Annotated in this window: 11 protein-coding genes; 9 read left to right on the top strand and 2 right to left on the bottom strand. The window is 73.0% G+C overall.

Translation table 11 applies throughout. The features are described 5' to 3' along the window. The first annotated feature begins 112 nt into the window (after positions 1 to 112). From RF647_RS08275 to RF647_RS08265, 3 genes are all read left to right on the top strand, one after another. Positions 113 to 1,120, top strand: coding sequence for an ABC transporter ATP-binding protein (locus RF647_RS08275; RefSeq protein WP_368811305.1), 1,008 nt, complete (start codon positions 113 to 115; stop codon positions 1,118 to 1,120). After that, positions 1,117 to 1,905: an ABC transporter permease gene (locus tag RF647_RS08270; RefSeq protein WP_368811304.1), complete on the top strand. Its 789-nt coding sequence runs from the start codon at positions 1,117 to 1,119 to the stop codon at positions 1,903 to 1,905. The genes RF647_RS08275 and RF647_RS08270 overlap by 4 nt, the downstream gene beginning before the upstream one ends. 119 nt (positions 1,906 to 2,024) lie before the next feature. After that, positions 2,025 to 3,050: a heme A synthase gene (locus RF647_RS08265; protein ID WP_368811303.1), complete on the top strand. Its 1,026-nt coding sequence runs from the start codon at positions 2,025 to 2,027 to the stop codon at positions 3,048 to 3,050. 5 nt (positions 3,051 to 3,055) lie between these two features. On the opposite strand, the gene RF647_RS08260 is transcribed toward RF647_RS08265, so the two are convergent. Together RF647_RS08260 and RF647_RS08255 are read right to left on the bottom strand one after the other, a co-directional pair. After that, complete coding sequence (locus RF647_RS08260; protein ID WP_368811302.1) at positions 3,056 to 3,973, bottom strand: dihydrodipicolinate synthase family protein; 918 nt, start codon at positions 3,971 to 3,973, stop codon at positions 3,056 to 3,058. A 71-nt stretch (positions 3,974 to 4,044) separates the two neighbouring features. Further along, positions 4,045 to 4,941 carry a heme o synthase gene (locus RF647_RS08255; protein ID WP_017832795.1) on the bottom strand — a complete coding sequence of 299 codons (897 nt, stop codon included), beginning with the start codon at positions 4,939 to 4,941 and terminating at the stop codon, positions 4,045 to 4,047. Between the two features lie 408 nt (positions 4,942 to 5,349). Here RF647_RS08255 and tkt point away from each other — a divergent pair, with 408 nt between their 5' ends. The 6 genes from tkt (at position 5,350) to pgl (ending at position 13,877) form a co-directional block, all read left to right on the top strand. Continuing rightward, positions 5,350 to 7,485: a transketolase gene (gene tkt, locus RF647_RS08250; RefSeq protein ID WP_368811301.1), complete on the top strand. Its 2,136-nt coding sequence runs from the start codon at positions 5,350 to 5,352 to the stop codon at positions 7,483 to 7,485. A 55-nt stretch (positions 7,486 to 7,540) separates the two neighbouring features. After that, positions 7,541 to 8,647 (top strand): transaldolase, encoded by a 1,107-nt coding sequence (gene tal / locus RF647_RS08245; RefSeq protein ID WP_368811300.1) that lies wholly within the window; start codon positions 7,541 to 7,543, stop codon positions 8,645 to 8,647. A 56-nt stretch (positions 8,648 to 8,703) separates the two neighbouring features. After that, positions 8,704 to 10,320, top strand: coding sequence for a glucose-6-phosphate isomerase (locus tag RF647_RS08240; RefSeq protein ID WP_368811299.1), 1,617 nt, complete (start codon positions 8,704 to 8,706; stop codon positions 10,318 to 10,320). 160 nt (positions 10,321 to 10,480) lie between these two features. Next, positions 10,481 to 11,992 (top strand): glucose-6-phosphate dehydrogenase, encoded by a 1,512-nt coding sequence (zwf, locus tag RF647_RS08235; RefSeq protein WP_368811402.1) that lies wholly within the window; start codon positions 10,481 to 10,483, stop codon positions 11,990 to 11,992. Then, positions 11,989 to 13,131, top strand: a complete 1,143-nt coding sequence (locus tag RF647_RS08230; protein WP_368811298.1) for a glucose-6-phosphate dehydrogenase assembly protein OpcA — start codon at positions 11,989 to 11,991, stop codon at positions 13,129 to 13,131. Before zwf ends, RF647_RS08230 begins: the two co-directional genes overlap by 4 nt. Next, positions 13,128 to 13,877: a 6-phosphogluconolactonase gene (gene pgl / locus RF647_RS08225; RefSeq protein ID WP_368811297.1), complete on the top strand. Its 750-nt coding sequence runs from the start codon at positions 13,128 to 13,130 to the stop codon at positions 13,875 to 13,877. The genes RF647_RS08230 and pgl overlap by 4 nt, the downstream gene beginning before the upstream one ends. Positions 13,878 to 13,938 lie beyond the last annotated feature (61 nt).

Genomic DNA, 13,938 nt, shown 5'->3' with positions numbered 1-13,938 from the left:
AGTGGAGCCTTACCGGGCCCCACCCAAGAATTACGACTTACTCATAATAACCCCCGGACGCGGTGGGGCCAAGGGGGCCGGGCCGCGGGCGCGCCCGCACTACACTGGTCCGGTGCCCGCCCAGAGTCCCCCCGCGTCCTCGCCCGCACTCTCGATCGAGCGCCTCGTGAAGGAGTTCCCGGTCCGCCGGCGCCGCTCCCGCCGCCCGGCCGGACCGGGCGCGGTGCGCGCCGACGTGGTGCACGCCGTCGACGGCCTGTCCCTCACCGCGCGGCACGGCGAGATCACGGCGCTGCTGGGCCCCAACGGGGCGGGCAAGACGACCACCCTGGAGTGCGCCCAGGGCCTGCAGCGGCCCACGGGCGGCACCGTCCGGCTGCTGGGGCAGGACCCGTGGCGGGCCAGCCCGGCGCTGCGCGCCCGCGTGGGCGTGATGCTCCAGGACGGCGGGCTCCCCCAGGCGGTGCGCCCGCTGGAGCTGCTCCGGCACGTGGCCTCCCTCTACCGCGGCCCCCGGGACATGGACGAGCTCGTGGAGCGGCTCGGCATCAGCAGCTTCGACCGCACCGTGGTCCGCCGGCTCTCCGGCGGCCAGCGCCAGCGCGTGGCCCTGGCGGCGGCCCTCGCGGGCAATCCGGAGGTGCTCTTCCTCGACGAGCCCTCGGCCGGGATGGACCCGCAGTCCCGCAACATCGTCTTCGACCTCGTCCAGCAGCTGCGCCGGGAGGGGGTGTGCATCATCCTCACCACGCACCTGCTCGACGACGCCCAGCGCCTCGCCGACCAGGTCTACATCGTGGACCACGGCCGGGTCATGGCCCAGGGGTCCGTGGCGGAGCTGGTGGCCCCCGGCGCCGACGCCCCCGCCGTGCTCGTGCTGACGCTCGCCCCGGAGCAGCTGCGCGCGGGGCCGTTCCCGTGGGACGGCCCCGGGTTCGAGGGCGTCCGGGCGAACCGCGCCGACCGCACCGTGACCCTCACCGGCGCCCTCACGCCCCCGATGCTCGAGACCGTGACCCGGTGGTTCACCGCGACCGGCGCGCTGCCCGAGTCCCTGTCCCTCCAGCCGCGCACCCTCGAGGACGTCTTCCTCGACATCTCCGGACGGGAGATCCGATGACCGCCCCCGCCCTGCCCACCGCCACCGCCCCTCGCCCGGAGCCGGCCTCCCTGGCGCGCCGGGTGGCCGCCCAGGCCCGCTACGAGACGCGGGCCGTGCTGCGCAACGGCGAGCAGCTGCTGCTGCTGGTCGTCCTGCCGCTCATGGCCCTCGTGGCCCTGACTCTCACCGACCTGCTGGACGCCGCCGTCCCGGCCGGCGCCTCCCGCGTGGACGTCGCCGTGCCGGGCGTGCTGGCGCTGTGCGTGCTCTCCAACGCCTTCTCGGGGCAGGGCATCCAGACCGGCTTCGACCGCCGCTACGGGGTCCTGCGCTTCCTCTCCACCACTCCCCTGGGCCGCGGCGGGCTGATCGCCGGCAAGCTGCTCGCGATCGTCGCGGTGCTCGTGGTGCAGTACGTGCTGGTGGCCGCGCTCGGCACGGCCCTCGGCTGGCGCCCGGACGCGGCCGTCGTGCTCGTCTCCGTGCCGGTGCTGCTGCTCGGCGCCGCGGCGTTCACCGGGCTGGGGCTGCTCCTCGCCGGGACGGTGCGCGCCGAGGCCACTCTGGCCGTCACCAACCTCGTGTGGGTGCTGCTCGCCGCCGTGGGCGGCACCCTGTTCCCCTCGAGCACGCTGCCGGCGGGGCTCACCTGGGTGGTGGAGGTCCTCCCCTCCGGCGCACTGGGCACCGCCCTGCGCGAGACGTTCCTCACCGGGGCGCCCACGCCGCTGCCGGTGCTGGTGCTCCTCGTCTGGGCCGCCGCCGCCTGGGCCGGGGCCGTGCGCTGGTTCCGCTGGAGCTGAGCCGCCGGTGCGGACCCGGGGCCGCGGGCCCGTCCCGGCCGGCGGGACCCGGGGGCCGCGGAGGCGGATAAACTGGGCGCGGAGACCCCACCGCACCGACCCCGTCCGGAAGTGAACTCATGAACCGCGCCAGCGACCCCAGCGACGTCGACGTCCGCGAGAACGGCGGCGGACTGCTGCCGAGCCGGATCACCCCGTGGGTGCGGTGGCTCGCCGTCGCGTCGCTGCTGGCGAACTCCGTGCTCATCCTCACCGGCGGGCTCGTCCGGCTGACCGGCTCGGGCCTGGGCTGCCCCACCTGGCCCCGGTGCACGGACGAGTCCTGGACCAACACCCCCGAGATGGGCATGCACGGCCTCATCGAGTTCGGCAACCGGCTGCTGACCTTCCTCCTGGCCGCCGTGGCGGTGCTGACGTTCCTGGCCGTGCTCCGGCTGCGCCACGAGCACCGCGACCTCTTCCGGATCGCCCTGCTGCTGGGTCTCGGCATCCCGCTGCAGGCCGTGGTCGGCGGGATCACCGTGCTCACCGGGCTCAACCCGTGGATCGTGGGCATCCACTACCTCATCTCCGGGGCGATGATCGCCCTGGCCACGGTGCTGGTCAACCGCACCCGGCGGCGCTCCCTGCCGGCCGTGCGGGACGCCGAGCGCCCCGGTCAGGCCTACGGGCAGCGGCGGACCGTCCGCGGGCTCATGGTGAGCCTGGGGGTGCTCACCGCGCTGATCCTCTACCTGGGCACCCTGGTCACGGGCACCGGCCCGCACGCCGGGGACGACACTACCGCCCGGCACGCGTTCGACGCCTACCTCATCACCCGCGCCCACGCGGTCCCCGTGTACCTGATCGTCGTGGCCGTGGTCCTCGGCCTCGTGCTCGCCCGCCGGCACCGGTGGCCCGTGCCGCTGGCCTCGAGCCTCAACGTGCTCCTGGCCGCGCTGGTCCTGCAGGCGCTCATCGGCTACTACCAGTACTTCAACGGCGTGCCGATCGTCGCCGTGGCCCTGCACCTGGTGGGCTCCGCGGTGCTGATCTGGGCCACGGCCCGCACCGTGGAGAAGGGCTTCGCGGTCACCCGCACCCCGGCCCCGGTGCTGCGCAGCACCGACCGGATGCAGTCGGCCGAGGCCCCGTCCCGCGGCTGAGGCCCTCAGGCCCGCTCGTCGGGCGCCTCGTCGAGCAGCTCCTCGACGGCCTGGGCCAGGCGCTGCCGGCTGGCCGAGGGGATCGGCAGCAGCGGCCGCCGCGGCGGGGCCGTGCTGACGCCGCACACCTCCGCCAGGGCGTACAGGGAGCTCAGGGGCCGCTCCTGGCGCAGGATCTCCATCAGCGGGGTCAGCGCCGCCTGCCAGGTGCGCACCGCGCGGTCGTCGCCCGAGACGACCGCGGCGCGGAAGGCGGCGTACTGGCGCGGGAGCACCGCGGCGATCCCGGAGTGCCAGGCCGCGGCGTCCGGCGCCGCCTCGTGGAGCAGCCGCTCCCCGCTGACCCCGTGGGCCGTCCCCGGCTCCGCCAGCTCGGCGAACCGGTGCCGCCGTGCGGCGAGGTCCGCCGAAGATTCCGCGGTGTCCTTGAACGCGCTGACGTTCTCCAGCCAGGACAGCTCGGCGGCGAGCTCCACCGGGTACGTGAAGCCCGTCGTCGTCGGGTTGTTGTAGATGCACAGCGGCAGGGACACGGCCGCCGAGACCGTCTCCACCTGGTCGGCGATCTCCTGGGAGACGAGCGGGATGTAGGACAGCGGGTTGAGCACGAGCCCGTCCGCCCCGCCGTTCTCCGCGGCGTAGGCCATCTCGAGGACCTCGCGGGTGGTCATCGCGGAGATCCCCGCCCCCACCGGCACCCCGGAGCCGCGGGCGGCCTCCACGGCGACGCCCACGACCTCGGCCCGCTCCTCCCCGGAGAGGTACGCGAAGCTGCCCGAGCTGCCCAGGACCACCAGGGCGTCCACGCCCGATCGGGACAGCCGGCCGACGTAGCGCCCGAAGGACTCCAGGTCCAGGCGGCCACCCTGCTGGAACGGTGTGATCGGGTAGGCGACGAGCCCGGTGAAGGTCATGCTGAGCATGCGACCATCCTAGGTCCGGCCGGTCCCCCGGCCGGACGCGGGCGCCGCGGGGCCCACCGGCCCCGACGAGCTCAGAGGACGGGGCCGCCCACGAACGGGTCGACGGCCAGGGCGAGGAACACGAAGGTGATGTACGCGATGGAGCCGTGGAAGACGTGCATCGCCTGCTTGTCCGTGGGCCGGCCGGCCACCGCGAGGGCGTGCAGCTTGTGGCTGTGGCCCACGAACCAGGCGCCCGAGGCCAGGGCGGTCACGGCGTAGACCCAGCCGGCGCCGCCGACGGGGACGAGCAGCAGCGAGCACACCACAGTGGCCCACGCGTAGAGGACCACCTGGCTGCCCACGGTGCGGGCCCCGGCCACGGCGCCCAGCATGGGGACCCCGGCGCGGGAGTAGTCGTCGGCGTACTTCATGGACAGCGGCCAGTAGTGCGGCGGGGTCCACAGGAAGATGAACAGGAACAGCACGAGCGCGGGCCAGTCGAGGCCGCCCGTCACGGCGGCCCATCCGATCAGCACCGGCATGCACCCGGCGACCCCGCCCCAGACGATGTTCTGGGCGGTGCGGCGCTTGAGCACGATCGAGTAGAAGACCGCGTAGAGGAAGATGGCCGCCGCGCCCAGGGCGCCGGCGAGCACGTTGACCCCAATCGTGAGCCAGGCGACCGACACGGCCGTGAGTACCCACGCGAAGACGAGGGCCTCGCGGTCGGTGACCTCGCCGGTGACCAGCGGGCGCTTGGCCGTGCGCTTCATCACCCGGTCCTCATCCCGGTCGATGTAGCAGTTGAAGGCGCCGGCCGCACCCGCCGCAAGCGTGCCGCCCACGAGGGTGTTGAGGATGAGCCAGAGGTTCGGCATGCCCTGCTGGGCGAAGATCATGGTCGGCACGGTCGCCACGAGCAGCAGCTCGATGATCCGCGGCTTCATGAGGGCCACGTAGGCCCGCACCTTCCGGGAGGCCGTCATCCGTCCCTCGCTGCGGGGGGCCGCCGCATCACCCGTGTGCCCGTTGCCGAGGACGGCTCGTCCTGCGGGTCCCGACGTCTCGAGTGAGTTCACAGAATCATTGCTCCCGGTTGCGGTGGTGTTCCCCCGGCTCCGTGCGCGAGGTCGGCCCGGAGACGGTGCGTCGCCGGCACGCAGGAGCGGTCGGCGCGGTGGTCGCGGGCGCGGAAGAAGGTCCTATACAGCATAGCGCGTGGCGGCGTCCGTTCCCGCTCCGGACATGACGGGAAAGACGTCCGGGACCCCGGGGACCGGTGCCGTCGGTCACACGCCCGAAATGCGGGTGACCTAAGCTGGACCCAAACCGCCGGTCCACGACCGGCACCCGCTGCGCACGGCAGCGGACCCCAATGGAAAGGGCACCGAATCTTGGCGACCGAACTCGATCAGAAGCTGACCTGGACCGAGCAGGACCGGCGTGCCGTGGACACGGTGCGGGTGCTGGCCGCGGACGCGGTGGAGAAGGTGGGCAACGGCCACCCCGGCACGGCGATGTCCCTGGCCCCCGCGGCGTACCTGCTGTTCCAGAAAGTGATGCGCCACGACCCCACCGACGACCGGTGGACCGGCCGTGACCGCTTCATCCTCTCCCCCGGGCACACCTCGCTGACGCTGTACCTTCAGCTGTTCCTGTCCGGCTACGGCATGGAGCTCGACGACATCGAGTCCCTGCGGACCTGGGGCTCGAAGACCCCGGGGCACCCGGAGTACCGGCACACCACCGGGGTGGAGATCACCACGGGCCCGCTGGGCCAGGGCCTGGCCTCGGCCGTGGGCTTCGCCTACGCCCAGCGCTACACCCGCGGCCTGTTCGACCCGGAGGCGCCCGCCGGGACCTCCCCGTTCGACCACACGGTCTACGTGATCGCCTCCGACGGGGACCTCCAGGAGGGCGTGACCTCCGAGGCGTCCTCGCTGGCGGGGGTGCAGGAGCTGGGCAACCTCGTGGTGATCTACGACCAGAACCACATCTCCATCGAGGACGACACGGACGTGGCGTTCACCGAGGACGTCCTGAAGCGCTACGAGGCCTACGGCTGGGACGTGACCCGGGTGGACTGGACGAAGACCGGGGACTACGTCGAGGACGTCGAGGAGCTCTACGCCGCGATCCGCGCGGCGAAGGCCGAGACCGCCAAGCCCTCCCTGATCGCCCTGCGCACGATCATCGGGTACCCGGCGCCGAAGAAGCAGAACACCGGCGGCATCCACGGCTCCAAGCTCGGCGCCGACGAGGTCGCGGCGACCAAGGAGATCCTCGGCTTCGACCCCGAGAAGTCCTTCGTGGTGGAGGACGAGGTCATCGCCCACACCCGCGGCATCCAGGACCGCATGAAGCAGGTCCGCGACGAGTGGGAGCGGGAGTTCCAGGCCTGGCGGGAGGCCAACCCGGAGCGGGCGAAGCTCTACGACCGGATCCGCGCCGAGGAGCTGCCGGCGGACTACGCCGACGCGTTCCCCGTCTTCGAGGCCGGCAAGGACGTGGCCACCCGCTCGGCCTCCGGCAAGGTGATCAACGCGATCGCCGACACGTTCCCCGAGCTGTGGGGCGGCTCGGCCGACCTGGCCGGCTCCAACAACACCACCATCGAGTCCGCGCCCTCCTTCATCCCCGAGGCCCGCTCCACCGCGAAGTGGACCGGCAACCCCTACGGGCGGGTGCTGCACTTCGGCATCCGCGAGCACGCCGCGGCGGCCATCGTCAACGGCATCACCATGTCCTCCCAGACCCGGGCGTTCTCCGGGACGTTCCTGATCTTCTCCGACTACCAGCGCCCCGCCGTGCGCCTGGGCGCGCTGATGAAGGTCCCCTCGATCTACGTGTGGACCCACGACTCCATCGGCCTCGGCGAGGACGGACCCACCCACCAGCCCGTGGAGCAGCTCTCGGCGCTGCGCGCGATCCCGGGCCTGGACGTGGTGCGCCCGGCCGACGCCAACGAGACCGCGATCGCGTGGCGGACGATGCTGGAGAACCGGCACGGCCCGGCTGGCATCGCCCTGACCCGCCAGAACGTGCCCACCTTCGCCCGGGCGGACCTGCACCCCGAGGCCGACGGGGAGAAGTTCGCCTCCGCCGAGGGCGTGGCACGCGGCGGCTACGTCCTGGCCGACACCGAGGGCACCCCGGACGTGATCCTCATCGGCACCGGCTCCGAGGTCTCCCTGGCCGTGGAAGCCCGCGAGCAGCTTAAGGCGCAGGGGGTGGCCGCCCGCGTGGTGTCCATGCCGTGCCGGGAGTGGTTCGACGCCCAGGACGCCGAGTACCGCGAGTCCGTGCTCCCGGCGGCCGTGAGGGCCCGCGTGTCGGTGGAGGCCGGGATCGCGATGTCCTGGCGGGACCTGCTCGGCGAGCACGGGCGGGCCGTGTCCCTGGAGCACTTCGGGGAGTCCGCCGACTACGAGACCCTCTACCGCGAGTTCGGCATCACCGCCGAGTCCGTCACCGCCGCCGCCCAGGAGTCCCTCACCGCCGCGCGGGCCACCGCCTCCGTGGGCCGCTGAGCCGCGGCGCGCACCGACCGACCACCTTTCCCCGAGCACGAGGACTGACAGACACATGACCACCCCCACCCAGAAGCTCTCCGACGCCGGTGTCTCGATCTGGCTCGACGACCTCTCCCGCGAACGCCTGACCTCCGGCGGGCTGCAGCGACTGATCGACGAGAAGGACGTCGTGGGCGTGACCACGAACCCGACGATCTTCGCCGCCGCACTGGCCAAGCACGACGCCTACGAGGACCAGGTCAAGCAGCTCGCCGCCGCAGGCACGGACGTGGACGAGGCCGTGCTGGCCATCACCACCGACGACGTGCGCGACGCCTGCGACCTCTTCGCCCCCATCGCCGAGGCCACCCAGGGGGAGGACGGGCGGGTGTCCATCGAGGTGGACCCGCGCCTGGCCCAGGACGCCGAGGCGACCGCGGCCATGGCCCAGCGCCTGTCCCAGACCATCGACCGCCCCAACGCGCTGATCAAGATCCCCGCCACCGAGGCGGGCCTGCCCTCGATCACCGCGACCATCGCCGAGGGGATCTCCGTCAACGTGACGCTGATCTTCTCCCTCGAGCGCTACCGCGCGGTCATCAACGCCTACCAGCTGGGTCTGGAGCAGGCGCTCGAGAACGGCAAGGACCTCTCCACCATCCACTCCGTGGCGTCCTTCTTCGTCTCCCGGGTGGACTCCGAGGTCGACAAGCGCCTGGACGCGATCGGCACCGACGAGGCCGCCGCGCTCAAGAGCAAGGCCGGTCTGGCCAACGCCCGGCTCGCCTACCAGATCTACGAGGACGCCCTGACCACCGAGCGCTGGGAGCGGCTGGCCTCGGCCGGGGCGAACCCGCAGCGCCCGCTGTGGGCCTCCACCGGGGTCAAGGACCCGTCCCTGCCGGACACCCTGTACGTGACCGGGCTGGTGGCCCCGAACACCGTCAACACCATGCCGGAGAAGACCCTCGAGGCCACGTTCGACCATGCCGAGGTCACCGGGGACACCGTCACCGGCACCTACGCCGAGTCCAACGAGCTTCTGGACCGGATCGCCGGCGTGGGGATCTCCTACGACGAGGTCGTCGAGAAGCTCGAGGCGGAGGGTCTCACCAAGTTCGAGGACTCCTGGGCGGAGCTGCTCGACACCGTGCGCGCCGCCCTCGACAACGCCCGCTGAGCCCGTCCCGTCCTGACCCGAGCACCGTCCGTGCCGCCCCACCCGAAGGAGAACCCATGAGCTCCCTGTCCGTCCAGACCTCCGGTGCCGCCCGCGAGGCCGTCGATCGGCACGTGCCCTCGCTGGTGGGCGACAGGTTCGCCTCGAAGCTCTTCGCGCAGGACCCCACCCTGTGGGGTCCTGCGGCCGAGGACGAGTCCGCCAAGCGGCTGGGGTGGGTGGAGGCCGCCGAGGTCTCCCGCCCGCTCGTCGCCGAGATCACCGCGCTGCGGGAGGAGTTCGCGGCGGAGGGCGTGGACCGGTTCGTGCTGGCGGGCATGGGCGGGTCCTCCCTGGCCCCCGAGGTGATCACCCGGACCGCCGGGGTCGAGCTGTTCGTGCTCGACTCCACGGACCCGGAGATGGTGGGCGCGGCCCTCGCCGACCGCCTCGAGCGCACCGCGATCGTGGTCTCCTCCAAGTCCGGCTCCACCGTGGAGACCGACTCGGCGCGCCGGGTCTTCGCCCGGGCGTTCGAGGACGCGGGCATCGACGCCGCCTCGCGCATCGTGGTGGTCACCGACCCCGGCTCGCCCATGGAGGCGTCCGCACGGGAGGCCGGCTACCGCCGGGTCTTCACCGCCGACCCGACCGTGGGCGGGCGCTTCTCGGCGCTCACCGCCTTCGGCCTGGTCCCCTCCGGTCTGGCCGGCGTGGACGTCGGGGCCCTGCTCGACGACGCCGACGAGGCCGGCGAGGTGCTGCGCGAGGACGCCGAGGACAACCCCGGCCTGCACCTGGGCGCGGCGCTCGGCGGCACGCAGCCGCTGCGCAACAAGCTCGTGTTCCGGGACCTGGGCTCCGGGATCGCCGGCTTCGCCGACTGGGCGGAGCAGCTGATCGCCGAGTCCACGGGCAAGGAGGGCAAGGGCGTGCTGCCCGTCGTCGTCGGCGCCGGTGACGCCCCGGAGGCCTCCTCGGGGGCCACCGACGTCCTCGTCGTGGAGCTCGTCGGCGTGGACGAGGAGCAGGCCCCCGAGGGCGACGTCGTGCGGGTCTCCGGCTCCCTCGGCGCCCAGCTCATGCTGTGGGAGGTCGCCACCGCGGCGGGCGGGCGACTGCTCGGCATCAACCCGTACGACCAGCCCGACGTGGAGTCCGCCAAGAACGCCACCCGCGCCCTGCTCGAGGACAAGCCGCAGCCCACGGCCGCGGACGTCGTGGACGGGCCCGTGGAGATCCGCGGGGCGCAGGAGCTGCTCGACGGGGCGCAGACGGTCGAGGACGCGCTGGCCAAGCTGCTCGCGCAGCTGCCGGAGACCGGCTACCTGTCCGTGCAGGCGTACTTCGACCGGCTCTCGTGGGCCGAGCTGGAGAGCGTCCGCCCCGTCCTGGCACAGGCCACCGGCCGGCCCGTGACGTTCGGCTGGGGCCCGCGGTTCCTGCACTCCACCGGCCAGTACCACAAGGGCGGACCGGCGGAGGGCGTGTACCTGCAGATCACCGCCGCCTCGGAGACGGACCTCGAGATCCCGGACAGCCCCTTCAGCTTCGGCGAGCTGATCTCGGCCCAGGCCGACGGGGACGCCCAGGTCCTCGCCGACCACGGGCGGCCCGTGCTGCGGCTGCGGCTCGCGGACCGCGCCGCCGGCGTGGCCCGGCTGCGCCAGGCCGTCGACGCCCTCGGCGGCTGACCCGGCCGGCACGACCGGACCGCTGACCTAGAATGGGAGCACGCCACGGTCGGCGCGGGAGTTCCCGCGCCGACCGTTGCGCGTGCAGGCCCCCGTGGGTGCCACGGCCCCGCAGAGACGTGAAGGAGTACCGTTGCCAGACAACAATGCCCGCAATCCCCTGCGGGACCCGAGGGACAGGCGGCTCGTCCGGGTCGCCGCCCCGTCGGCGCTCGTGCTCTTCGGCGTGACGGGAGACCTCGCGAAGAAGAAGCTGCTGCCGGCGATGTACGACCTCGTCAACCGGGGTCTGCTGCCGCCGTCCTTCGCGCTCGTCGGCTTCGGCCGCCGCGACTGGTCCCACGAGCAGTTCCGCGAGGTGGTGCGCGAATCCGTCGAGGCGCACGCCCGCACCCCCTTCCAGGAGGACGTGTGGCGCCAGTTCGCCTCCGGCGTCCGGTTCGTGCGCGGGGAGTTCGACGAGGACAAGGCCTACGAGGCGCTCAAGTCGACCCTCAAGGAGCTCGACGTGCACTCGGGGACGCGCGGCAACCACGCGTTCTACCTCTCGATCCCGCCCAAGGCGTTCGAGACGGTCTGCCAGCAGCTCGCCGACCACGGCCTGGCCCAGCACGAGAACGCCTCCGGGTGGCGCCGCGTGGTCATCGAGAAGCCCTTCGGCCACGACCTCGAGTCCGCGCAGGAGCTCAACTCCATCGTGGAGCGGGTGTTCCCGGCGGACTCGGTGTTCCGCATCGACCACTACCTGGGCAAGGAGACGGTGCAGAACATCCTGGCGCTGCGCTTCGCGAACCAGATGTTCGAGCCCCTGTGGAACGCGCAGTTCGTGGACCACGTGCAGATCACCATGGCCGAGGACATCGGCATCGGCTCCCGCGCCGGCTACTACGACGGCGTGGGCGCGGCCCGCGACGTCATCCAGAACCACTTGCTGCAGCTGCTGGCCCTCACCGCCATGGAGGAGCCGCTGTCCTTCCAGGCCCACCACATGCGCGCCGAGAAGGCGAAGGTCCTGGCCTCCGTCGTCGTCCCCGAGGACCGGGCGGCGCACTCGGCGCTGGGCCAGTACGAGGCCGGCCTGCAGGGCGGTGAGCGCGTGCGGGCCTTCCTCGAGGAGCAGGACATCCCCGCCGACTCCCGCACCGAGACCTACGCGGCGCTGCGCCTGGACATCAACAACCGCCGGTGGGCGGGCGTGCCGTTCTACCTGCGCGCCGGCAAGCGCCTGGGCCGACGGGTGACGGAAATCGCGGTGCAGTTCAAGAACTCCCCCAACCTGCTGTTCGGGGACAACGGCCACGAGGACCTGGGACAGAACGTCATCGTGGTCCGGATCCAGCCCGACGAGGGCGTGACCATCCGGCTGGGCTCCAAGGTGCCCGGGACCCAGTCGGAGATCCGGGACGTGACGATGGACTTCGGCTACGGCCACTCGTTCACCGAGTCCAGCCCCGAGGCCTACGAGCGCCTCATCCTCGACGTGCTGCTCGGGGAACCACCGCTGTTCCCCGACCACGAGGAGGTCGAGCTGTCCTGGCGGATCCTCGACCCCTTCGAGCAGTGCTGGTCGGAGCAGGAGATCATGCCGGAGCCGTACGCGCCCGGGTCCTGGGGACCCGCCGCCGCCGACGAGCTGCTGGCCCGCGACGGACGCGTCTGGAGGCGACCGTGATCGTTTCGATGGAGAACACCACCACCTCGGCCATCGACAAGAAGCTGAGCCAGCTGCGGGACCAGCACGGCGTCGTGACGCTCGGCCGGGTCCTCACGCTCGTGATCCTCGCCCAGGCCGGGCACTCCGAGGCCGCCCTGGAGGCCGCGAACTTCGCGAGCCACGAGCACCCGTGCCGGATCCTCGTGCACGTGGCGCACTCCCAGGCCGAGAGCACCCGGCTCGACGCCCAGCTGCGCATGGGCGGTGACGCCGGTGCCTCCGAGGTCATCGTGCTGCACGGATACGGCGAGCTCGCCGAGCCCACCGAGACACTGTTCTCGGCGCTGCTGCTGCCGGACGCGCCGATCGTCGCCTGGTGGGCGCACACGGTGCCGCCGCCCTCGCCGCACACCTCGTCCATCGCCGGGATCGCCCACCGGCGGATCACGGACTCCGCGCGCAGCGACGACGCCTACGAGGCGCTCGCCGAGCTGAGCACCCGGTACGTCCCCGGCGATACGGATCTCGCCTGGACCCGGGTGACCAACTGGCGGATCCAGCTGGCCGCGGTCCTGGACCAGGCGGAGCCCGCGCCCGTGCGCGAGGTCGTCGTGGAGGGGTGCGGCCGATCCCCCAGCGTGGTGCTGCTCGGCACGTGGCTGGGCACCCGGCTCGACGCCGACGTGACACTGGTCAACAGCCCCGGGCCCCGTCGCCTCGACCGGGTGACCCTCGTTCGGGACGACGGCGAGATCGTGCTCGAGCGCCCGGGCCGGTCCGTGGCGATGCTGCGGCAGCCGGGTCAGCCCGACCAGCAGATCGCCATGCCCGTGCGGGACCTCAACGCCTGCATCGCCGAGGAGCTCCGGCGCCTGGACCCCGACGAGGTCTACGGCGAGGTGGTCACCACCGGCCTGCGGGACGTGCGGATCGCGCAGATCGTGGACACCGCCGGCGAGCTCACCCCCGGCGCCGCACGGTTCCTGGCCGAGCACGGCGGCCGCGTCCCCGACCGGGACCGGCCGGCACGGACGACGCCCGACGACGCCCCGGCCGCCGAGCCGGCGGAACCGGTCTCCGGTGCGGTCCCGGCCGCCGAGGCGTCCGTCCCGGCCCCCGAGGCATCCGTCCCGGTCCCCGGGGAGGAGCGCGCATGAGCGCCGAGCTGGAGACCGTCGCCCACCCGGACAAGCAGTCGCTCGCCGCGGAAGCCGCGGAGCGGGTCCTCGACGTGGTCGTGGCGGCGCAGGAGGAGCGCGGGGAGGCGAGCCTCGTGCTCACCGGTGGGAGCATGGGCACCGCGGTGCTCGCGGCCCTCTCCGCCTCCGCCCGCCGGGACGAGGTCGACTGGACCAGGGTCGACGTGTGGTGGTCGGACGAGCGCTTCGTGGCCGGCGACAGCGCCGAGCGCAACTGCGTCCAGGCCGTGGAGGCCGTGGGCGGGGCCCTGGCCCTGGACCCGGACCGGGTGCACTACATAGGCAGCGCGGACGACTTCGCCACCGCCGAGGACGCCGCCTTCGACTACCGGCGCGAGCTGGCGGCGGCGGCCGACGCGGAGCACCGGACGGAGGCCTACCCCCGGTTCGACCTCTCGCTGCTGGGCCTGGGCCCCGACGGCCACGTGGCCTCCCTGTTCCCGGGGCTGCCGCACGTGCACGAGCAGGACGCCACCGTGCTGGGGGTGCGGGACTCCCCCAAGCCCCCGCCGGAGCGGGTGACCATGACGCTGCCGATGATCAACAGCGCGGAGCGGGTCTGGTTCCTCGTGGCCGGGGCGGACAAGGCCGAGGCGGTCGCGGCCGTCCGCGGCGGTGCCCCGCTCGAGCGCACGCCCGGGGCCGGGGTGCGCGGGACCGAGGAGACGATGCTGCTCGTGACGGAGGACTGCCTGGCCGGCTAACGATCCGGCCACGCCCGTGGACCGGCCCGGTCCGCGACGGGGACCATGGGCACACGCGCAC

Source organism: Kocuria sp. CPCC 205263, from assembly GCF_040981075.1.
Taxonomy (GTDB): domain Bacteria; phylum Actinomycetota; class Actinomycetes; order Actinomycetales; family Micrococcaceae; genus Kocuria; species Kocuria rosea.
This window is presented reverse-complemented; position numbering and strand designations above follow the sequence as displayed.

Coding starts and splice junctions, on each gene's coding strand:
- pgl (WP_368811297.1), top strand. CDS start 13,128: ATGAGCGCCGAGCTGGAGACCGTCGCCCACCCGGACAAGCAGTCGCTC.
- RF647_RS08270 (WP_368811304.1), top strand. CDS start 1,117: ATGACCGCCCCCGCCCTGCCCACCGCCACCGCCCCTCGCCCGGAGCCG.
- RF647_RS08255 (WP_017832795.1), bottom strand. CDS start 4,941: ATGACGGCCTCCCGGAAGGTGCGGGCCTACGTGGCCCTCATGAAGCCG.
- tal (WP_368811300.1), top strand. CDS start 7,541: ATGACCACCCCCACCCAGAAGCTCTCCGACGCCGGTGTCTCGATCTGG.
- RF647_RS08260 (WP_368811302.1), bottom strand. CDS start 3,973: ATGCTCAGCATGACCTTCACCGGGCTCGTCGCCTACCCGATCACACCG.
- RF647_RS08265 (WP_368811303.1), top strand. CDS start 2,025: ATGAACCGCGCCAGCGACCCCAGCGACGTCGACGTCCGCGAGAACGGC.
- RF647_RS08240 (WP_368811299.1), top strand. CDS start 8,704: ATGAGCTCCCTGTCCGTCCAGACCTCCGGTGCCGCCCGCGAGGCCGTC.